This window comes from Rathayibacter sp. AY1A7 (assembly GCF_002930845.1).
GTDB lineage: Bacteria > Actinomycetota > Actinomycetes > Actinomycetales > Microbacteriaceae > Rathayibacter.
The window spans coordinates 53,645-74,053 of record NZ_PSTL01000014.1 but is presented as its reverse complement, the minus strand read 5'-3'; the positions used below and the strand labels follow the sequence as shown (position 1 = coordinate 74,053).

The following is a 20,409-nucleotide window of genomic DNA, read 5'->3' as shown; positions in this document are numbered from 1 at the left end:
ACGATCCGCTGACACGCGGATCGCTCGTTCGACGGGCCGTCTCGTGCGCCGCAGGGCGGCGCACCGCAGTCGGCTCCCACGGGCGGTCGGGTTCCCGAGAGCGGGTCCCGACCGCCTAGGAGGATCCGCTGACACGCGGATCCCCCGTTCGGCTCGACCGAGCACCGCACGCCGGTGCTCCGCAGTCAGCTCCCCTAGGCGCTCAGGTCCCCGAGAGCGGGTCTTGACCGCCGAGAACGTCCCGCCGGTTCGAGCGCGGACTCCGCTCGCGGAGGGTCAGCGGGCGCGGTAGCGGTGCTCCGGGCGGCCGGTGGTGCCGTAGCTGAGGGTCATCTCGACGAGGCCGCGGCCCGCGAGACCCGAGAGGTAGCGCTGGGCGGTGGCACGCGAGATACCGGCGCGCTCGGCCACCTCGAGGGCCGACAGCTCGGCGCCCGACTCGGCCAGGCGCGCCAGGACCAGCTGCTCGGTGGCCGAGCGCGAGGGCTGCGCGGCGGTCGCGTCGCCCGAGTGCAGGATGCGCAGCGCCCGCTCCACCGCCTCCTGATCGGCCGCGCGGTCCTCCCGCAGCACGTTCCGGAACCGCACGTACGCGTCGAGGCGCTCGCCGAGCAGGCGCGCCTCGAACGGCTTGATGAGGTACCCGAGCGCTCCCGCGTGCAGGGCGCGCCGCACCGTCGCCCCGTCGGAGGCGGCGCTCACGACGAACGCGTCGGTGTCGAGCTCGCGGAGCAGCGCGATCCCGCTCTGATCCGGCAGGTGCACGTCGAGCAGCAGCAGATCGGGCGCGTGCTCGGCGACGGCCGCCCGCGCCGCGCGCGCCGTGTGCACCGGAGGAAGGGCCGTCAGCCCCTGCCGCGCCTCGACCAGGTCCGCGTGCAGCTGCGCGACCCGGAAGTCGTCGTCCACCACCAGCACCGTGCGCTCCCGCGCCGTGTCCGCGCTCATGACCCGTCCCCGTCCTGCTCCGGCGGCAGCACCGCTCCGGGGAGGCGCGCGCACAGCACGGCCCCCGACTCCGCTCCGCCGGCGTCCGCCAGCCAGACCTCGCCGCCGCGGCGGGCGGCCACCTCACGGCACAGCGGCAGGCCGAAGCCCCGACCGTGCACGCGACCGTCGTCCTCGACGGGGTCGCCCGCGCCGGCCCGGTCGAACAGCGAGTCCGGATCGAGCACTCCGTCGCCGGAGTCGGCGACCGTCACGAAGAGCGCGTCGCCGTCGTCGAGCAGCTCGACCTCGACGAAGCGCACGTCCCGCCGCCCCTCGACCGCCGCGCGCACCGCGTTGTCCACCAGGTTCCCGACCACCGTCGCGACGTCCTCCGGCTCGACGACGGTGCCGCGCACCAGCGTCTCCTCGCCGAGCGTCAGCAGCACGCCGCGCTCGGCCGCCTCGATCCCCTTCGCCCCGACGAGCGCCTGGAGGTACGGCTCCTGCAGCCGGTCGGCGTGCTGCACCGGGTACTTGAGCGGGCCGCGGGTCAGCACCTCGTCGAGGTAGTCGCGCGCCGACGCGGTCCGCCCCGCATCCAGCAGACCCGCGACCACGTGCAGGCGGTTGGCGAACTCGTGCCGCTGCACCCGGAGCGCGTTGGTCATCGCGCCGACCGCGTCGAGGCGCCGGCTCAGCGCGGCGAGGTCGGTGCGGTCGCGCAGCACCACCACCACGCCCAGGTCGCGGTCGCCGCGGGTCACCCGGCGGATGTCGACGTAGACGATGCGGGAACGGACGACGAAGCCCTCCTCGCCTCCGGGGCGGGGCGGTTCGACGGAGTGCAGCGCGGCGCCGATCGCGTCGGCCAGCGGTACGGGGAGGTCGAGCTCCGCGAGCGGCCGCCCGTGCAGCGCCCGCCCGGTCGGGTCGTCGGAGCCGAGGATCGCGGCGGCCCGCGCATTGCAGACGCCGACGCGCCCGTCGCGGTCGAGCGCGAGCACGCCCTCGTCGACCCCGTCGAGCACGGCGGCCTGGTCCTGCACGAGCGAGGTGAGCTCCTCCGGAGCGAGGCCGAGCGTCAGGCGCAGCAGGCGGCGGCGGATGAAGACGGAGGCGACGGCGGCGAGCACCAGCCCGGCGAGCGCCGCGGCGAGGACGCCGAGCAGCGCGGTCGGCAGGTCGGTGAAGACGCTGGAGCGCGCGAAGCCGATGCTGACCTCGCCGACGACCCGCTGCTCCCCCGCGGCGAAGACCGGGACCTTGGCCCGTGCCGACTCGCCCAGCGTGCCGGTGCCCCACGAGACGCTCTCGCGCCCGGCGAGCGCCTCGTCGGGGCTCGTCGAGACCCGCTCGCCGAGGCGGTCCTCGTCGGGGTGCGCGAGGCGGATGCCCTGGTCGTCGGTGATCACGACGAAGAGCGCGCCGGTGCGCTGCTCGACGGCGGCAGCGACGTCCTCGAGCGGTCCGCCGCGCAGCTCCGAGGCGGCGGGCGCGCCGGGCACCGCGGAGGACGCGGCGACCGCGTCCTGCACGTCGGGGTCCTCGGCGACGGTGCGGGCGATGGCGAGCGCCGTCCCCTCCGCCTCGCCGCGCAGCTGCTGGACGCTGAGCGCGGTGACGAGGCCGGCGCAGACCAGCACGGCGGCCGACACCGTGGCGAGCTGCAGGACCAGGACATGGGTCGCGAAGCGCATCGGGGCCTCCTCGCCGTCGTCGTGCGCAGAATGCGCAGAAGCCACACTATGCGCAGATGTCGCCGTAATGAGCGATACCCCGGCGCCGGACGCGGAGCTGCCTAGGGTTTCCAGCATCTCCCGGCAGGCTCTCCCGCCGAGCGCGGGCGGAGGCACTGGACGAAGGAGTCAGCTGTGTTGGTAGTACTCGGTTTCACCATGATCCTGGCCTTCATGGCCCTGATCATGACCAAGCGGCTGACGCCGATGGTCGCCCTGATCGTCGTGCCGACGATCTTCGGCCTCTTCGCGGGCGCCGGCCTCGGCATCGGCGACATGGTCCTCGAGGCGATCGGCAGCCTCGCGCCCACGGCCGCGCTGCTGATGTTCGCGATCATGTACTTCGGGATCATGATCGACGTCGGGCTCTTCGACCCGCTGATCCGCTTCATCGTCCGCGCGCTCGGCGACGACCCGGCGAAGGTCGTGCTCGGCACGGCGCTGCTCGCCGGCGCGGTCTCGCTCGACGGCGACGGCTCGACCACCTTCATCGTCACCACCGCCGCGATGCTCCCGATCTACCTGCGCCTGGGGATGAACCCGGTCGTGCTGACCTGCGTCGCGGGCCTGGCCAACGGCACGCTCAACATCGTCCCCTGGGGCGGACCGACGGTGCGCGCCGCCGCGGCCCTCCAGGTCTCGCCGAGCGAGATCTTCGTGCCGATGCTCCCCTCGCTCGCGGTGGGCCTGGTCGTCACGCTCGTCTTCGCCTGGTTCCTCGGGCTCGGCGAGCGCCGCCGCCTCGGCTCGCTCGCGCTGGCCGAGCCGATGCTCGAGCAGGAGCTCGTCGGCGCCGGCCGCGGCTCCTCCTCCCGCTCGGGCGGCGCCCGCACCGGCGGCCTCGCGGCGCTGACCGGGGGCATCCGCACCGTCGCCCGGGAGCGCTTCTCCTTCCTCCGCGGCCCTCAGGCCCTGCGCGGAGCCCAGGTGGCGGTCGCCGCCCGCGTGCAGGCCGACGACGCCGACACCGCGATGGCCGACACGATGCTCGACCCCGAGCGCGAGACGCTGCGCCCGAAGCTGATCTGGGTGAACCTGGTCCTGACCCTCGCGGTGATGACGCTGCTGGTCGCCGACATCCTGCCGCTGCCCTACGTGTTCATGGTCGGCTCCGCGGTCGCCCTCCTGATCAACTTCCCGAAGATGAAGGACCAGGCGGCCGAGATCGTCAAGCACGCGCCGAGCATCGTGGGCGTCGTGTCGATGGTGCTGGCGGCCGGCGTGCTGATCGGCGTCCTCAACGGCACCGGCATGGTCGACGCCATGGCGGAGTGGGTCGTCGCGGTGATCCCGCCGGCGCTCGGACCGTTCCTCGCCGTGATCACCGGCGTGCTCAGCATCCCGATGACCTTCTTCATGTCGAACGACGCGTTCTACTACGGCATCCTCCCCGTGCTCTCCGAGAGCGCGGCGAACTACGGCATCTCGCCGGTCGAGATGGCGCGCGCCTCCATCACCGGGCAGCCGGTGCACCTCCAGAGCCCGCTGGTCCCGGCGATCCTCCTGCTCGTCTCCCTCGCCGCGGTGAACCTCGGCGACCACCACCGCAAGGTGCTGTGGCGAGCGGTCGTCGTCTCGCTGGTCATGCTCGCCGTCGGCGTGCTGGTCGGCTCGATCCCCTTCGGCTGAGGTCGGCGGAGCGGAGCGCCGAGCGATCGGAACGAGGACGGGACCTTCTGCTGCGGCGGGGGTCCCGTCCTCGTTCCGCGGCTCGGTCCCGCAGCCCGCGCTAGCGCAGCAGCGGCGCCAGGTTCTCGGTCCAGACGTCGGAGCCGACCTTGAGGATGAGGGCGCCGACCACGACGAGGAACGCGACCCGGATGAAGCGGCTGCCACGAGCGACGGCCATCCGCGAGCCGAGGTACGCGCCCGCCACGTTGGCGGCGCCCATCAGGAGGCCCAGCAGCCAGATCACGTGCCCGCCCGGCACGAAGTAGAGCAGGGCGCCGAGGTTGGTCGCGACGTTGACGATCTTCGCCTTGGCGCTGGCGAGCAGGAAGTCGTAGCCCAGCGCGGTGATCAGGGCGATGATCAGGAAGGTGCCGGTGCCCGGTCCGATCAGGCCGTCGTAGAAGCCGATCAGGAGTCCCAGCACGGCCGCGGTGACGAGGTGGCGCCGGCCCGCGTGCTTGAGCACCGTGACGCTGCCCAGTGCCGGGCGGGCGATCGTCACGACGGCGACCACGATCAGCGCGACGACGATGATCGGCTTGAACACCGCGGCCGGGAGGAGGCCGGCGAGCGTCGCGCCTCCGTAGCTGCCCGCGAGGGCGACCGCCGCCATCGGCAGTGCGGTGCGCAGATCGGGCTTCGCGCGCCGGTAGTAGGTGATCGCGCTGGTGGTCGTGCCGAAGATCGAGGCCAGCTTGTTCGTGGCGAGCGCCTGCACGGGCGAGATCCCCGGCACGAGGAGCAGGGCGGGGAGCTGGAGGAGTCCGCCGCCGCCCACGACCGCGTCGATCCAGCCGGCCGCGAAGGCGGCGAGGATCATCAGCGCGAGGACGGGGAGTCCGAGATCCTCTGTGAAGGTCAGCATCGGTCGGAAGCGTACGCGAGCACCGCGACCCCCTCGACCTCGGTGGCCGGGCCGCCCTAGGGTCGGCGGCATGCGATTCGGACTCTTCATCCCCCAGGGCTGGCGCCACGACCTCGTCGGCGTCCCGGCCGCCGACCAGTGGCGCACCATGAGCGACCTCGCCCGGCACGCCGACGACGGCGCCTGGGAGTCGATCTGGGTCTACGACCACTTCCACACCGTCCCGCAGGTGACGGAGGAGGCGACGCACGAGGCGTGGTCGCTGATGAGCGCGTTCGGCGCCACCACGTCGCGCGTGCGGCTGGGCCAGATGTGCACCTGCATGGGCTACCGGAACCCCGCCTACCTCGCCAAGGTCGCGACGACCGTCGACATCGTCTCGGGCGGGCGGGTCGAGATGGGCATCGGCGGCGGCTGGTACGAGCACGAGTGGCGCGCGTACGGCTGCGGCTTCCCGCCGATCGCCGAGCGGCTGGGCCGGCTCGACGAGGGAGTGCAGATCCTGCAGCAGGCCTGGACGACCGGGTCCGCGACTCTCGACGGCCGCTACTACCAGGTGGACGGCGCGCAGAACCGGCCGCTGCCCCTGCAGGAGGGCGGCATCCCGCTGTGGGTCGCCGGCGGCGGCGAGAAGGTCACGCTGCGGATCGCGGCCCAGTACGCGCAGTACACGAACTTCGCCGGGACCCCGGAGGCGTTCGACCACAAGAGCTCGGTCCTCCGCGGGCACTGCGAGCGCCTGGGCACCGACTTCTCGGCGATCACCCGGAGCTCGAACTACAACGTCGTGATCGGCGAGACGGAGGCGGAGGTCGAGGCGGCGCTGCAGCGTCTCGAGGAGCGCGTGGTCCCGTACCTCGGCGCGGAGGGAGCGGCGTCCTTCGTCGCCGAGTACCGCAGCCCCGACGCGCTCGCGGTCGGCACTCCCTCGCAGATCGTCGACCGGCTCGCCGGCATGCAGTCGCGCGGGATGGACTACGGCATCCTCTACTTCCCGGACGCCGCCTACGACCGGTCCGGCATCGAGCTGTTCGAGCGCGAGGTGCTGCCGGCGCTCTCCTGAGCGCGGAGCGGCGGGGGCTCCTACGCCTCCCGCCCCCCGCCCGCAAGTCCTTGGGGCGCCCCGGCCCCGCGCCTACGGTCGGAGCATGGACGCACAGGACATCCGCTGGAACGACGAAGCCCGCGACAAGATCCTCGAGGACTCGGCCAGGGTCCTCCGCGAGGCGGTGCTCGACCTCGCGACGAGCAAGAAGGGCGAGCCCTGGGAGGACGTGTTCGCGGAGCTGAACGCGCGCCTCAAGGACCGCTTCATCGACTTCGAGCCCGGCCCGGACCTCCGCAAGTACGCCGAGGCCGTCTCCGCCGGGGAGATCGAGACCGGCTCGTGAGCGAGCACGACCGCGACGCCGCGCTCGAGGACGAGATCACCTCGATCCACGCCCTCGGCGAGGGCCGCGTCGGCGAGACGGCCGACCCGGAGGACGAGGACCACGAGCTCTCGCCCGAGCAGGACGCCCGCATCGAGTCCGAGCTGAAGAGCCGGGGCAGCGAGAGCTGATCCCCCCGGTACGCGGAAGGCCCGCTCCCCCTCGAGGGAGCGGGCCTTCCGCGTGAGTCGCGACTACGCCGAGAGGGGCTCGTAGTCGGTGTAGCCCTCGGCTCCTCCGCCGTAGACCGTCTCCTGGACGACCTCGTTCTCGGGGTGCCCGCCCTGCCAGCGCTCGACCAGGTCGGGGTTGGCGATCGCCGGGCGGCCGACGGCCACGGCGTCGGCGTGGCCCTCGCTGATCAGCTCGGTCGCCTCCTCGCGGCTGGTCGGCGAGCCGAAGCCGCTGTTGGCGATGAAGACGCCGTCGAAGCGCGAGCGGAGGTCCTGGACCAGCTCGCCGGCGGGCTCGGCGTGCAGGACGCTGAGGTAGGCCAGGCCGAGCGGGGCGAGCCCGTCGACGACGGCCTCGTAGGTGGCGCGCACGTCGTCGCCGTCGGTCTCGACGACGTCCTGGATGTTGTGGGCCGGCGAGAGGCGGATGCCGACGCGGCCCGCTCCGACCTCGTCGACGATCGCGCGGGTGACCTCGAGCGGGAACGCGGCGCGCTCGGCCGGGGTCCCGCCGTACTGGTCGGTGCGCACGTTGGAGACGGGCGAGAGGAACTCGTGCAGCAGGTAGCCGTTGGCGCCGTGCACCTCGACTCCGTCGAAGCCGGCGTCGATCGCGCGGCGGGCGGCGGCGACGAACTCGTCGCGGACGGTCGCCAGCTCCTCGGTGGTCAGCGCGTGCGGCACCGGGAAGGGCTTCTTGCCGGAGGGGGTGTGCACCTCTCCGTCGATGGCGACGGCGCTCGGGGCGACGATGCGGTCGGTGCCGGTGATCTCGGTGTGCGAGACGCGGCCCGCGTTCATCAGCTGCATGACGATACGCCCGCCCGCGGCGTGCACGGCGTCGGCGACGGCGCGCCAGCCCGCGGCCTGCGCGTCGGTCTCGATGCCGGGCTGCCCGGCGTAGCCCTTGGACTCGGCGCTGGGGAAGACGCCCTCGCTGATCAGCAGGCCCATGCTCGCGCGCTGGGCGTAGTACTCGGCGACGATCGCGCCGGGCACGCCCTGCTCGTCGGAGCGCAGTCGCGTCATCGGTGCCAGGACGATGCGGTTGGGGAGGTCGAGGTCGCCGGCGGTGAGGGGGGAGAACGGATCCACGGGATCGCCTTTCTACGGAGCTGTCTCAGGGGGCTGCCCTGAGGGGGGAGGCACGTGCACCTGCGGCGCACTCCGGGCAGCAACCGCGAGCGGAGCACGGTCATTCCTCCTCCCGGCGTTCTCCCATCCCCCGCGCCCCGGGCACGCGGTCGACGGCCTGCCGCCTCCCGACCCCTGCTCGGACACCGGGGCTGTCTACACTCGGGAGGCGACGACGAAGGAGTGTGCGCGATGCCGGCGAGACCCCACCACACCGTGAGCTCCCGGCTGCTGCCGGCGCTCGCGGCCCTCCTGATCGCCGCGGTCCTCGCGCTGGTCCCCGCGACCGCGGCGACGGCCGAATCGCCCGTCTCCTTCTCCTCCTCCACCGTCCTCGACTCGGTCGGGGTGCTGAGCTCCGGAGAGACCGCCGAGATCGAGCAGGCCTCGCGGGCCCTCTACGACCAGCACCGCGTGCAGCTGTTCGTCGCCTTCGTCGACTCCTTCACGGATCCGTCCGACCGCGCCGCGTGGGCGGACGAGACCGCGACCCGCAACGGACTGGGCACCGACGACGTCCTCCTGGCCGTCGCGGTCGACGCCCGTCAGTACCAGGTGTCGGTCGCGCAGGGCTTCGCCCTCGACGACGCGCAGGTCTCCTCGCTCCAGTCCGACGACATCGAGCCGAGGCTCGCCGACGGCGACTGGGCCGGAGCCGCGGTGGCCGCCGCCGACGGGATCGGGCAGCGCCTCGACGCGCCCAGCGCCGGCGAGTCCCTCGGCTCGGGGCTGCTGATCGCGCTCGGCGTGCTCGCGGCCCTCGTCGTCATCGGCCTCGTGGTGCTGCTGCTCGTCCGCCGCGCGCGGAAGCGCCGCGCCCAGGAGGCGGTGGAGGCCTCGATCGACGAGCTCGCCACCCGTGCCGGGTCGGCCCTCGTCCACGCCGACGACGCCGTCCGCACCAGCGAGCAGGAGGTCGGCTTCGCGGAGGCGCAGTTCGGCGCCGACGCGGCCGGCGCGTTCCGCGAGGCGCTCGTCACCGCGAAGCGCCTGCTCGGCGAGGCCTTCAGCCTGCAGCAGCGTCTCGACGACGCCGAGCCGGAGACCGATCAGGAGCGCCGCGACGGCTACCAGCGCATCCTCCAGCTCTGCGCCGACGCCGAGCAGACGCTCGACGAGCGAGCGAGTGCGTTCGAGGAGCTGCGCGACCTCGAGAAGAACGCGCCGCAGGTCGCCGCCGCGCTCTCGGCCCGCGCCGCCGAGGTCGGCGACCGCCTCCCGTCGGCCCGCGCCCGCCTCGCCGAGCTCGCCTCCCGCTACGCACCGACCGCGATCGACGACGTGGGCGACGACGCCGACCAGGCCGAGGACCGACTCCGCTTCACCCGCGACCAGCTCGCCGGCGCCCAGAAGGCGCTGCAGGCCGGCGACTCCGGCCGCGCCGCCGTGCTGCTGCGCGCCGGGCAGCAGGCCGCCGAGCAGGCCTCCGGGCTCGTCGACGCGGTGGCCACGCGCGGTGACGAGCTGCAGAAGGCGGAGGCGTCGCTCGCCGGCCGCATCGCCGAGATCCGCGCCGACGTGGCGCAGGGACGAGCGCTCGCCGCCTCCCAGGACGCGGAGTCCGCGGCCCAGGCGCAGAACGTCGCCGCGGCGGTCGCCTCGACCGAGGCCGCCATCGACGACGTCGAGCGCGCCCTCTCCGTGCGGCCGAACGACCCGCTCGCCCTGCTCGAGGCGCTCACCGCCGCCGACGCCACGATCGACGCCGCCGTCGGCGGGTTCCGCGACGCGCAGGCCCAGCGCGAGCGCGAGCGGGCCGCCCTCGGCGCCGAGCTCACCTCCGCCCGCAGCCGCGTCTCGGCCGCCGAGGACTTCATCGCGGCCCGCCGCGGCGCGGTCGGCTCGGAGGCGCGCACCCGCGTCGCCGAGGCCGCCCGCTCGGCCGAGTACGCCGAGCGCATCGCCGCCACCGACCCCCGCGAGGCTCTCGCCTCCGCCCAGCGCGCTTCGCAGCTCGCCCAGCAGGCGCTCGAGCGGGCGCGGGCCGACGCCGGCTCCTACTCCGCCCCGAACGCCGTCGGCAGCCCCTACGGTGGCGACACGACCGGCGCGTTCCTCGGCGGGATCCTGGTCGAGTCGCTCCTGGGAGGCGGACGCCGCAGCGGCTACCGCTCGGGCGGCTTCGGCGGAGGCGGGTTCAGCGGCGGCTTCGGCGGCGGCGGCTCGTCCCGGCGCTCCGGCGGCGGCGGCTTCGGCGGCGGGCGCAGCAGTGGCGGAGGCGGACGCCGTGGAGGCGGCGGTCGCTTCTGAGCGCCCCCGGGCATCCGCGCACGACCGACGACCACCACCTCCCCCACGACTCCGGCACCACCTCCGACATCCGGCACCACCCACGACGCAAGGAGAGACACCCATGGCTCAGAGACAGTCGATCTTCGGCCGCATCGCGCAGCTCGCGAAGGCCAACATCAACGCGCTCCTCGACCAGGCCGAGGACCCGCAGAAGATGCTCGACCAGATGGTCCGCGACTACACCGACAGCATCCGCGACGCCGAGGCGGCGATCGCCACCACGATCGGCAACCTGCGCCTGCTCGAGGACGACTACCGCGAGGACGTGCAGAACGCCCAGGAGTGGGGCGGCAAGGCCCTCGCCGCGAGCCGCAAGGCCGACGAGCTGCGCACCGGCGGGAGCGCCGGCGACGCCGACAAGTTCGACGCGCTGGCCAAGGTCGCTCTGCAGCGCCAGATCCAGTCCGAGAAGGAGGCGAAGGACGCCGAGCCGACCATCGCCTCGCAGACCGAGGTCGTCGACAAGCTCAAGTCGGGCCTGAACCAGATGCGCGAGAAGCTGCAGCAGCTCTCGAGCAAGCGCGACGAGCTGATCGCACGCTCGAAGACCGTCGAGGCGCAGAGCCAGGTCCAGGACGCCGTGAAGAGCATCGACCTGATGGACCCGACGAGCGAGGTGAGCCGTTTCGAGCAGAAGATCCGCCGCGAGGAGGCGCGCGTCCGCGGCGCGGAGGAGCTCGCCTCCTCGAGCCTGGACGCGCAGTTCGAGTCGCTCGAGGACCTCGGTGAGATGACCGAGGTGGAGGCGCGCCTCGCCGCGCTCAAGTCCGGCCGCCCGCAGGACTCGATCGGCTCCTGAGCCCGTGCGCCTCCGGCGGCGGTCCCGCCGGAGGCGCAACCCACCCTTCCCGACACGCGCGGCGCGAAGGCTGGCAATCGCCATGGTGCGGTGCCGCCGCCGTCCCCGTAGTGTTCACACCAGGTTGCCCTTGACCCCGGTCGCCCTGATGCCGCGTCCGGCCCCTACCGACGCGGTGAACCATGAGCGGACCGCCCCCGTCGGGATCGCTCGCCGAGAGACCGTCGACGCCGACGGTCACCACGAAGAGCGAGGCGCCGATGAGCACCCCCACCACCACGTCCGTCACCGGAGGCGCCCCCCGCGTCGTCCGCACCCGTCCGCGCGCCGACGGCCGCGTCAACCCGACGACCGAGTACTCCGGTCTCCTCAGCACGGTCCGCGACGCGGGGCTCCTCCGCCGCCGCACCGGCTTCTACTACACGATGTTCGGCGCGCTGGTCCTCGCGCTCGGCGGCATCGTCACCGGCTTCGTCCTGCTGGGCGACTCCTGGTTCCAGCTCCTGCTCGCCGCCGCCCTCGGCATCGTGCTGACGCAGTTCGCCTTCCTCGCCCACGAGGCCTCGCACCGCCAGGTGTTCGAGTCCGGCAAGGCCAACGACGTTGCCGGCCGCACCCTCGCGAACCTCTTCGTCGGCATCAGCTACTCCTGGTGGATGACCAAGCACAGCCGCCACCACGCGAACCCGAACGTGCTGGGCAAGGACCCGGACATCGAGCGCGACGTCGTCTCCTTCACCGCCGAGGACGCGGCCCGCTCGCGCGGCCTCTACGCCTGGCTCACCCGCCGCCAGGGCTACGCGTTCTTCCCGCTCCTGCTGCTCGAGGGCCTCAACCTGCACCTGCACGGCTTCCGCACCGTGTTCGGCAAGGGCAAGGTCGACAAGCGCTGGGTCGAGATCACCATGCTCGTCACCCGCGTCGGCCTCTACCTCGCCGTCGTCTTCTGGGCCCTCCCCCTCGGCATGGCGTTCGCCTTCGTCGGCGTGCAGCTGGGCGTCTTCGGCCTCTACATGGGCGCCTCGTTCGCGCCGAACCACAAGGGCATGCCGCTGCTGCCGAAGGAGGCGCGCGTCGACTTCCTCCGCCGCCAGGTCCTCACCTCGCGCAGCATCCGCAGCACCTGGTTCACCGACCTCTACATGGGCGGCCTCAACTACCAGGTGGAGCACCACCTCTTCCCGAACATGCCCCGCCCGGCGCTGCGCCGTGCGCAGGTCATCGCCAAGGAGTACTGCACCACCCACCAGATCCCCTACACCGAGACCTCGTTGATGGAGTCGTACGCGATCGTCGTCCGCTACCTCAACAAGGTCGGCCTGTCGGCCGGCGGCGACCCGTTCGACTGCCCCGCCGCCTCCGCCTACGGACGCTGAGCACTCCCCCTTCGGAGGCCCCTCGCACCTTCCCGGTGCGGGGGGCCTCCGTCGTTCGCGGGAGCGCAAGGGGGTGCCCCCGCGGGCGGCGGAGTCGTAGCGTCGGGACATGAGCAGCTCCGGCTACGACATCGAGCCCATCCCCACCGACACGACCGACGGCGCCCGCACGCCCGACCCCGCCACCGAGACCGGCACCTCCGCGGGCCTCGACGAGGTCGGCGGCGCGGCCTCCCCCCTGGCCGACGGCGTCGGCGCCGACGGCGAGGAGCAGAACCCCCCGCTGCCCGACTGGGGCCCCACCGACGGCGTCCACGGCACCGACGCCGAGACCGACGCCTCGGGCACCGAGCAGCACTGACACGGCTCCGCGAGGGACCTCCCCGGCCGGTCGGCGAACGTTCCGACCGCGTTCCGAGGAGGTCCCTCCGTGTTCGCCGGAGGGTCGGCCGGCGCTCGGTCGGCGCGCCCTACACTGGCGAAATGCAGCCGACCGAACGCGCCCTCCGCGTGATCTCCTACAACCTCCGGGAGCACCGAGCGCACGCCGAGATCGCCCCCCTCGCCGCCCGCCACGACATCGACGTCCTGTGCCTGCAGGAGTGCGACACCACGAAGCTGCCGCAGGAGGTGGGCTCGCTCCGGCTCGCGTCCGTCACGGCCCGCAACCGCCTGGGCCTGGCCGTCTACTACTCGCAGGGCCGCTTCGAGCTCTCCGGCAGCGCCGCGTTCGAGCTCAGCAAGTCCATGCACGACCGCGTGATGTCCCCCGCTCACGAGCGCCTGCTGGCCGTCCGCCTCGATGACCGCGACGGCGGATCGATCGCGGTCTCCTCCTTCCACGCCGCCCCGCTGTCGGCAGGCAACGCCCTGCGCCGCAAGCAGATCGACGAGGCGCTCAACCGGCTGCGCGAGTACGCGCCGGACACCCCCTCCCTGATGGTCGGCGACTACAACTACCCGTGGTTCTTCCGCGGACTCGACCGCCGGATGACCAGGAACGGCTACCTGGTCTCGCGGAGCGACTCCCCCACCTACGCGCGCTACCGCTACTTCAGCGGCCACTTCGACTTCGCGATCAGCGACTCCGTGCGGATCGAGCGGGTCTCCACGCTGCCCCAGGGCGTCTCGGACCACCTCCCGGTGATGGTCGACGCGCACTACGGCGTTCCCGCCGCCTGAGCGCGGGGCCCGCGGGCCCGCGCGGTCGGTAGGCTCAGGGGGTGACGACCCTGATCCTCGCCCGGCACGGAGAGACTGTCTGGCACTCCGAGAACCGCTTCGCGGGCTCCTCCGACATCGCGCTGACCCCCCGGGGCCAGGACCAGGCGGCGACTCTGGCCGCCTGGGCCGTCGACGCCGACCTCGAGGCGGTGTACTCCTCCACCCTGGTCCGGGCCGTGCGCACCGCCGTGCCCGCCGCGCGGGCGGCCCACCTCGAGCTGCAGCCCGACCCGGCCCTGGTCGAGGTCGACTTCGGCCGCGGCGAGGGGCTGACCACCGACGAGATGGAGAAGCGCTTCCCGGACGAGTACCACGCGTGGGTCGCGGCGCCGGCCATCCAGCCGATGCCCGGCGGCGAGTCCGGCCTCGACGCCGTCGCCCGCGCGAACACCTCCCTCGCCCGCATCCACCGCGAGCACCCCGACGGCCGCGTGCTCGTCGTCGCGCACGGCACGCTCATCCGCCTCCTGCTGTGCGCCTACCTCGGCATCAACCCCGAGACCTATCGGCACACCTTCCCGGTGGTCGACAACGTCTCGCTGACCACGCTGCGCTGGGACGCGACCGGCGTCGGCCTGCTCGGATACAACGTCCCGCCCGTCCAGACGCAGCGGCGCTCCAGCTGAGCGCAGCGGCCGCTCCGGAGCGGCGCCCGGCGAGCGCGGGCTCGATCGGCCTGGTGCTCGGGTCGGTCGCGAGCGTGCAGCTGGGCGCCTCCTTCGCCGTGCTGCTCTTCCCCGCCGCGGGGCCGATCGGCACCGTCACGCTCCGGCTGGTGTTCTCGGCCGTCGTGCTGCTCCTGGTCTGCCGTCCGCGGCTGCGCGGCCACAGCCGGAGCGACTGGGCCACCGTCGCCGCCTACGGTCTCGCCCTCGGCGGGATGAACGCCTGCTACTACGAGGCCATCGCCCGGATCCCGCAGGGCGCCGCCGTCACCCTCGAGGTGCTCGGGCCGCTGACGCTCTCGGTGATCGCCGGGAGGAGCGTGCTGAGCCTGGTCTGGGCGGTGCTCGCGCTGGCCGGAGTGGTGACCCTGTCGCAGGGCGGGTTCTCGGCGCTGGACCCGGTCGGCGTCGGCTTCGCGCTGGGAGCCGCAGTGCTCTGGGCCGCGTACATCGTCTTCGCCGGCCGCACCGGCGGGCGGTTCCAGGGGATCGACGGGCTCGCGCTGGCGCTGGCGGCCGGCGCGATCGTGTCGCTGCCGTTCGGCATCGCCTCCGCCGGACCCGCCCTGGTGGTGCCGCCGGTGCTGCTCCTCGGGCTCGCCGTAGCGGTGCTCTCCTCCGCGGTGCCCTACGCGCTGGAGCTGCTGGCGCTGCGGCGCCTGCGCTCCTCCACCTTCTCGATCCTGATGTCGCTCTCCCCCGGGGCGGCCGCGCTCTCGGGCTTCCTCGTGCTCGGCCAGCGCCTCAGCGCCGTCGAGGCCGTCGGGATCGCGCTCGTGGTCGCCGCGAGCATCGGAGCGGTGCGGACCGCGCGGACCTCCGCCTGAGTAGCGGTTCTTTTGTTAGGCTAACTATGTGCCATCGACCGAAACCCTGCAGACCGATCTCCCGCTGACCTCCCTCGCAGGCGAGGTGCGGGCAGCGGTCGGCCGGCTCGGACGGCGGCTCCGGCAGGAGAAGGCCCAGCACGAGCTCAGCGATCCGCAGTTCAGCGTGCTCGCGCTCCTGCACCGCGAGGGCGCGAAGACCCTCGGCGAGCTGGCCGACGCGGAGCGGGTCCGCCCGCCCTCGATGACCCGCACGGTCGGCTGCCTGGTCGACGAAGGACTCGCGGAGCGCCTGGCCGACCCTGCCGACGGCCGCGTCACCCGCATCCGCCCCACCGGGGCCGGCACCGCACTGGTGCTCGACGTGCGCCGCAGCCGCGACGCGTGGCTCGTGGCGCGCCTCGAGGAACTCCCTCCCGAGGACCTGCGCCTGCTCCACGACGCGGCGGCGGTCCTGCGCGCGGTGGCCGACCGATGAGCGCGATGTTCCGCTCCCTCGCCGTGCCGAACTACCGCATCTGGTTCGCGGGCGCGATGGTCTCGAACGTCGGCACCTGGATGCAGCGCACGGCCCAGGACTGGATCGTGATCAACGACCTGACCGACCACGACGCGACGGCGCTCGGCGTGACCATGGCGCTGCAGTTCGGACCGCAGCTCGTGATGGTCCCCTTCTCCGGCTTCATCGCCGACCGCTTCGACCGGCGGAAGCTCCTGATGGCCACCCAGGGCGCGATGGGCGCGCTCGGGCTCGGCCTGGGACTCATCGTCGTGACCGGGATCGTCCAGCTCTGGATGGTCTACCTCTTCGCCCTGCTCCTCGGCTTCGCCGCGGCGATCGACGCGCCCGTGCGCCAGACGTTCGTCTCGGCGCTGGTCGAGGAGCGCGACCTCACCAACGCCGTCTCGCTGAACTCGGCCTCCTTCAACTCGGCGCGGATGATCGGACCGGCCCTCGCGGGCGTGCTCATCGCCGCGGTCGGCTCCGGCTGGGTCTTCCTCCTCAACGCCGCGAGCTTCCTCGCCGTCCTGCTCTCGCTGCGCGCACTCCACCGCGACCAGCTCCGCAGCGCCCCGCGCGCCACGCGCGGCCCGGGTGCGCTGCTGGAGGGGTTCCGCTACGTGTCGAAGCGGCCGGACATCCTCGTGGTGCTCGCGATCGTGTTCCTGATCGGCACCTTCGGCCTGAACTTCCCGATCTTCGCCTCGACGATGGCGACGGTCGAGTTCGACATGGGGGCGAGCGAGTTCGGCCTCCTCTCCTCCGCGATCGCCGTCGGCTCGGTGCTGGGGGCGCTCCTCTCGGCTCGCCGCGACCGCCCGAGGCTCCGGCTCATCGTCGGCGCCTCCGCGGCGTTCGGCGTCGCGCTCGCGCTGGCCGGCGTCATGCCGACGGTCTGGGCGTTCGCGATCCTGCTCCCCTTCGTCGGCATCGCGGCGCAGACGCTGATGACCTCGGCCAACGGCTACGTGCAGCTCTCGACCGCCCCCGAGATGCGGGGCCGGGTCATGGCGCTGTACATGGCCATCTTCGTCGGCGGCACCCCGATCGGCGCACCGCTGATCGGCTGGGTCGCGAACGCCTACGGTCCGCGCCAGGCGATGCTGGTCGGCGCCGCCTCCGGGATCGCGGCGGCCGCCATCGGACTCGCCTTCCACCTCCGCCTGCGCCGCGCCGCCCGGCTCGCGGCCCCCGGACCGGAGGCTCTGCCCGCCAACGGCGGAGTCCCCCTGCTGCGCCCGCGCGCCTAGGCTCCGTCGGCCGGTCCGCACGCCGGGCGGATCCGCGGACCGCCCACTCGACGGGTCGCCCCCGACGCGGGGCGCGACCGCCGCCCGCCCTCAGGCCTCGCGGGTGATCTCGACGCGGACGAAGAGCTTCGACGAGCGGGGCCCGGCGAACACCCCGCGCAGCGGCGCGATGTCGTTGTAGTCGCGGCCGCGGCCGACGGTGACGTGGCGGTCGCCGATGTCGATCAGGTTCGTCGGGTCGTAGCCGCGCCAGGCTCCTCCGCAGAACCACTCGACCCAGGCGTGCGACTCCCCCACCACGGTCTCGCCGATCTCGGCGTGCGGCTTGGGGTGCAGGTAGCCCGAGACGTAGCGCGCCGGGATGCCCACCGAGCGCAGCGCCCCGAGGACGATGTGCGTGATGTCCTGGCAGACGCCCTCGCGCGCGGTCCACGACTCCGTCGCGGTGGAGTGCACGCCGGTGACGCCCTGCCGGTAGGTCATCGCCCGGCCGATCGTCTCGGCGATCGTGAGCGCGGCCTCGCACGGTCCGGCCGCCTCGTCCGCGAGCGAGCGCGCCATCGCCGAGAGGTCCTCCGGCGGCGCGGTGCGGTGGGTCTGCTTCGACTGCTCCACGTACTCGGTGCGCGTCTCGACCTGCTCGGACAGCTGATCCCACCCGGTCGGGTGGTCGGGGTGCTGCTTCGGCCGGATCTCGACGAGCGAGGTCGCCGTCAGCGAGAGCTCGCGGTGGGCGTCGAGCACGTCGAACGACGAGACGCGGGTGCCCCAGTAGTCGGTGTAGGCGTGCACCGAGGTCACCGGCCGGATGTCGAGGTTCGAGAACAGCACCAGCTGCCCGTCCGAGGAGGCGGGGAGCATCCGCGCCTCGTTGTAGGACGCGACCACGTCCCCCGCGTAGGTGAAGCCCGTGGTGTGCCTGATGCGCAGCCTGCTCACAGCGCCTCCCCGATCCAGCTCGGCATGACGTTGGTGGGGAAGTACCGCTGGCGGATCGCCTCGGAAGCGGCCGAGGTCGCCTCCTGCACGCTGTCCATGTGCCGCGGCAGGTCCTCGAGGATGTCGGTGATCGGCCGGAACTCCAGCTCGCTGCGGATCCGCCCGAGGACGCGCTGCGCGTCGCCGGAGTGGCCGATGCGGCCGGTGCGCGGCTCGATGTCGCGCATGCACGCCTCCGCCCGCGAGACCGAGAAGAGGATCGAGCGCGGGAACAGCCGGTCCAGGAGGAGGAACTCGGCCGCGTTCCGCGCGCTCGGCACGCCCCGGTAGGTGCGCAGGTACGCCTCGTAGGCGCCGCAGGAGCGGAGGATCGTGGTCCAGGAGGGGCCGCTCGCCTCGGTCAGCGAGCGGGTGGCGAGCAGGCGGGCGGTCATGTCGGCGCGCTCGATCGAGCGGCCGAGCGTGAAGAACTGCCAGGCCTCGTCGCGCGAGGTCGCCGACTCGATGATGCCGACGGCGAGGGCGGAGCGCTCCCTCACCCAGCTGAAGAACTCCGACACCCGCTCGCCCGAGACGCGGCGCGGCATCCGGGTGCGCGTGGTGTTGAGGCACTCCCAGAGCTCGGTCGAGACGATCTCGCGCGCCCGGCGGGCGTTCTCGCGGGCCGCGCCGAGCGAGTAGGCGATCGAGGCGGGGTTCGTGCGGTCGATCGCGAGGATCGCCAGCACGTCGGCGCGGGTGATCTCGCGCATGTCGTCGGGCGGGGTCGAGCCCATCACCGACAGGAGCGAGCGGCAGGCCGTGTCCTCGTCGATCCACGGGTCCTCGAGCAGGAGCTGGAGGTGGACGTCGAGGATGCGGGCGGTGCCGTCGGACCGCTCGATGTAGCGGCCGATCCAGAACAGCGACTCGGCGATCCGGGAGAGCATCAGTCGTCCTCCCCCGCCGCGAGCGTCTGCTGCTGCTGCTGGTCCTGGTCGGTGTTCGGTGCGTCCTGCGGTGAGTGGTCGGGCGTGTGGTTGAGCGGGTAGACGATCGGGATGGAGCTGGTGACAGCGGCCTGCTCGGCGACGAGCGCCTGGATGTCGCGCGCCTCGGGCTCGGCGCTGCGCGCCTCCTCGAGGCCGACCACCCAGGTGTCCTTCGATCCGCCGCCCTGCGACGAGTTGACGACGAGCTGCCCCTCCGGGAGCGCGACGCGGGTCAGGCCGCCGGGCAGCACCCAGACGTCGGTGCCGTCGTTCACGGCGAAGGGCCGCAGGTCGGCGTGCCGGGGACGCATCCCGTCGTCGACGAGGGTGGGGATGGTGGAGAGCTGCACGACCGGCTGCGCGATCCAGCCGCGCGGGTCGGCCTGGAGGCGGGAGCGCAGCTCCGCGAGCTCCTTCGCCGAGGCGGCCGGCCCGACGACCAGGCCCTTGCCGCCGGAGCCGTCGACCGGCTTCACGACGAGCTCGTCGAGGCGGTCGAGCACCTCCTCGAGCGCTCCCGGGTCCTCGAGCCGCCACGTGTCGACGTTCTTGATCACCGGCTCCTCCGAGAGGTAGTAGCGGATGAGGTCGGGCAGGTAGGTGTAGACGAGCTTGTCGTCGGCGACGCCGTTGCCGACCGCGTTGGCGATCGTGACGTTCCCGAGCCGGGCCGCGAGCATCAGCCCGGGCGAGCCGAGCATCGAGTCGGCGCGGAACTGCAGCGGATCGAGGAACTCGTCGTCCACGCGGCGGTAGATCACGTCGACGCGGGTCGGGCCGGAGGTGGTGCGCATGAACACCTTGCCGCCCGTGCAGAACAGGTCGCGGCCCTCGACCAGCTCCACGCCCATGAGGCGGGCGAGGAGGGTGTGCTCGAAGTAGGCGGAGTTGTAGACGCCCGGGGTGAGCACGACCACGGTCGGGTCGTCGACGCCCTCGGGGGCGGAGGCGCGGAGGGCCTGCAGCAGCTTGTTCGGGTAGTCGCCGACCGGGCGCACCCGCATCGAGACGAACAGCTCGGGCAGCGTCTGCGCCATCACCCGGCGGTTCGAGATGACGTAGGAGACGCCGGAGGGCACGCGGACGTTGTCCTCGAGGACCCGCCAGCCGCCCTTCTCATCGCGGATCAGGTCGATCCCGGACACCTGGATCCGCACGCCGTTCGCGGGGACGATGCCCGCGGCCTGCCGGTGGAAGTGGCTGGAGCTCGAGATGAGCCCGGCGGGGATGACGCCGTCGGCCACGGCGTTCTGCGGGCCGTAGACGTCGGCGAGGAACGCCTCGAGAGCACGGACCCGCTGCTTGATGCCGGTCTGCACCTCGTTCCACTCGGCGCGCTCGATCACCCGGGGGACGGCGTCGAGCGGGAACGGCCGCTCCTCCCCCGCGAAGTCGAAGGTGACGCCCTGCGCGAGGTAGGAGGAGGCGAGCGCGTCGGTGCGGCCGCGCAGCTCCTCCTGGGTCATCCGCGCGAGCGAGGAGTAGATGTCGCGATAGGCGCCGCGGACCCCGTCGGGGCCTCCGGTCGACGCCACGTCGGCGAACATCTCGTCCCAGGGGGTGGCGCCCGTGTCGGGCCGCTCGACCTTCTGGGACCCGTATCCGTCGAAGAGGTCACCCATGGC

At 73.1% G+C, this 20,409-nt stretch carries 20 protein-coding genes; 13 read left to right on the top strand and 7 right to left on the bottom strand.

Going from position 1 to position 20,409, the window contains the following annotated elements; all coding sequences use genetic code 11:
* Positions 1–276 precede the first annotated feature (276 nt).
* Positions 277–948: a response regulator gene (locus C5B95_RS11820; RefSeq protein WP_104223865.1), complete on the bottom strand. Its 672-nt coding sequence runs from the start codon at positions 946–948 to the stop codon at positions 277–279.
* Positions 945–2,627: a sensor histidine kinase gene (locus C5B95_RS11815; protein ID WP_104223864.1), complete on the bottom strand. Its 1,683-nt coding sequence runs from the start codon at positions 2,625–2,627 to the stop codon at positions 945–947. Before C5B95_RS11815 ends, C5B95_RS11820 begins: the two co-directional genes overlap by 4 nt.
* A 198-nt stretch (positions 2,628–2,825) precedes the next feature.
* Here C5B95_RS11815 and C5B95_RS11810 point away from each other — a divergent pair, with 198 nt between their 5' ends.
* Positions 2,826–4,295, top strand: coding sequence for a CitMHS family transporter (locus C5B95_RS11810; RefSeq protein ID WP_104308424.1), 1,470 nt, complete (start codon positions 2,826–2,828; stop codon positions 4,293–4,295).
* A gap of 100 nt (positions 4,296–4,395) precedes the next feature.
* Here the strand turns inward: C5B95_RS11810 and C5B95_RS11805 are convergent, their stop codons facing one another.
* Positions 4,396–5,202: a TSUP family transporter gene (locus tag C5B95_RS11805; RefSeq protein WP_104223862.1), complete on the bottom strand. Its 807-nt coding sequence runs from the start codon at positions 5,200–5,202 to the stop codon at positions 4,396–4,398.
* Positions 5,203–5,272: 70 nt separating this feature from the next.
* On the opposite strand from C5B95_RS11805, the gene C5B95_RS11800 reads away from it, so the two are divergent.
* The 3 genes from C5B95_RS11800 (at position 5,273) to C5B95_RS17520 (ending at position 6,763) form a co-directional block, all read left to right on the top strand.
* Positions 5,273–6,265, top strand: a complete 993-nt coding sequence (locus tag C5B95_RS11800) for an LLM class F420-dependent oxidoreductase (RefSeq protein ID WP_104349247.1) — start codon at positions 5,273–5,275, stop codon at positions 6,263–6,265.
* Between the two features lie 85 nt (positions 6,266–6,350).
* Entirely contained in the window at positions 6,351–6,593 is a 243-nt protein-coding gene (locus C5B95_RS11795; RefSeq protein WP_104349246.1) for a hypothetical protein, read from the top strand.
* A complete protein-coding gene (locus C5B95_RS17520) occupies positions 6,590–6,763 on the top strand; it encodes a hypothetical protein (RefSeq protein WP_181068063.1) in 174 nt (57 codons plus the stop codon). Before C5B95_RS11795 ends, C5B95_RS17520 begins: the two co-directional genes overlap by 4 nt.
* Before the next feature lie 63 nt (positions 6,764–6,826).
* Here the strand turns inward: C5B95_RS17520 and C5B95_RS11790 are convergent, their stop codons facing one another.
* On the bottom strand, positions 6,827–7,900 hold the full coding sequence (locus C5B95_RS11790) for an alkene reductase (protein WP_104223860.1): 1,074 nt from the start codon (positions 7,898–7,900) through the stop codon (positions 6,827–6,829).
* Between the two features lie 231 nt (positions 7,901–8,131).
* Between C5B95_RS11790 and C5B95_RS11785 the strand changes: the two genes are divergently transcribed.
* The 9 genes from C5B95_RS11785 (at position 8,132) to C5B95_RS11745 (ending at position 16,874) form a co-directional block, all read left to right on the top strand.
* Complete coding sequence (locus tag C5B95_RS11785; protein WP_104267126.1) at positions 8,132–10,189, top strand: TPM domain-containing protein; 2,058 nt, start codon at positions 8,132–8,134, stop codon at positions 10,187–10,189.
* A gap of 103 nt (positions 10,190–10,292) precedes the next feature.
* Positions 10,293–11,030: a PspA/IM30 family protein gene (locus tag C5B95_RS11780; RefSeq protein ID WP_104223858.1), complete on the top strand. Its 738-nt coding sequence runs from the start codon at positions 10,293–10,295 to the stop codon at positions 11,028–11,030.
* Positions 11,031–11,290: 260 nt separating this feature from the next.
* The gene (locus tag C5B95_RS11775) at positions 11,291–12,406 is read left to right on the top strand and encodes an acyl-CoA desaturase (RefSeq protein ID WP_104226226.1); all 1,116 of its coding nucleotides are present in this window, start codon (positions 11,291–11,293) and stop codon (positions 12,404–12,406) included.
* A gap of 109 nt (positions 12,407–12,515) precedes the next feature.
* Positions 12,516–12,767, top strand: coding sequence for a hypothetical protein (locus C5B95_RS11770; RefSeq protein WP_104349245.1), 252 nt, complete (start codon positions 12,516–12,518; stop codon positions 12,765–12,767).
* Positions 12,768–12,889: 122 nt separating this feature from the next.
* A complete protein-coding gene (locus tag C5B95_RS11765) occupies positions 12,890–13,588 on the top strand; it encodes an endonuclease/exonuclease/phosphatase family protein (RefSeq protein WP_104349244.1) in 699 nt (232 codons plus the stop codon).
* 41 nt (positions 13,589–13,629) lie between these two features.
* Entirely contained in the window at positions 13,630–14,256 is a 627-nt protein-coding gene (locus C5B95_RS11760) for a histidine phosphatase family protein (protein WP_104223854.1), read from the top strand.
* Between the two features lie 53 nt (positions 14,257–14,309).
* Entirely contained in the window at positions 14,310–15,122 is an 813-nt protein-coding gene (locus C5B95_RS11755; RefSeq protein ID WP_244230592.1) for a DMT family transporter, read from the top strand.
* Positions 15,123–15,150: 28 nt separating this feature from the next.
* The gene (locus C5B95_RS11750; RefSeq protein WP_258059972.1) at positions 15,151–15,600 is read left to right on the top strand and encodes a MarR family winged helix-turn-helix transcriptional regulator; all 450 of its coding nucleotides are present in this window, start codon (positions 15,151–15,153) and stop codon (positions 15,598–15,600) included.
* Positions 15,597–16,874 (top strand): MFS transporter, encoded by a 1,278-nt coding sequence (locus C5B95_RS11745; RefSeq protein WP_104349243.1) that lies wholly within the window; start codon positions 15,597–15,599, stop codon positions 16,872–16,874. The genes C5B95_RS11750 and C5B95_RS11745 overlap by 4 nt, the downstream gene beginning before the upstream one ends.
* A gap of 90 nt (positions 16,875–16,964) precedes the next feature.
* Here the strand turns inward: C5B95_RS11745 and C5B95_RS11740 are convergent, their stop codons facing one another.
* Genes C5B95_RS11740 through C5B95_RS11730 form a run of 3 tightly spaced genes read right to left on the bottom strand, consistent with a single transcriptional unit; the run spans position 16,965 to position 20,406 of the window.
* The gene (locus C5B95_RS11740) at positions 16,965–17,813 is read right to left on the bottom strand and encodes a transglutaminase family protein (protein ID WP_104292250.1); all 849 of its coding nucleotides are present in this window, start codon (positions 17,811–17,813) and stop codon (positions 16,965–16,967) included.
* Positions 17,810–18,742 carry an alpha-E domain-containing protein gene (locus C5B95_RS11735; RefSeq protein WP_104223851.1) on the bottom strand — a complete coding sequence of 311 codons (933 nt, stop codon included), beginning with the start codon at positions 18,740–18,742 and terminating at the stop codon, positions 17,810–17,812. The genes C5B95_RS11740 and C5B95_RS11735 overlap by 4 nt, the downstream gene beginning before the upstream one ends.
* Positions 18,742–20,406 (bottom strand): circularly permuted type 2 ATP-grasp protein, encoded by a 1,665-nt coding sequence (locus C5B95_RS11730; RefSeq protein WP_104226201.1) that lies wholly within the window; start codon positions 20,404–20,406, stop codon positions 18,742–18,744. The genes C5B95_RS11735 and C5B95_RS11730 overlap by 1 nt, the downstream gene beginning before the upstream one ends.
* Between the last annotated feature and the right edge of the window lie 3 nt (positions 20,407–20,409).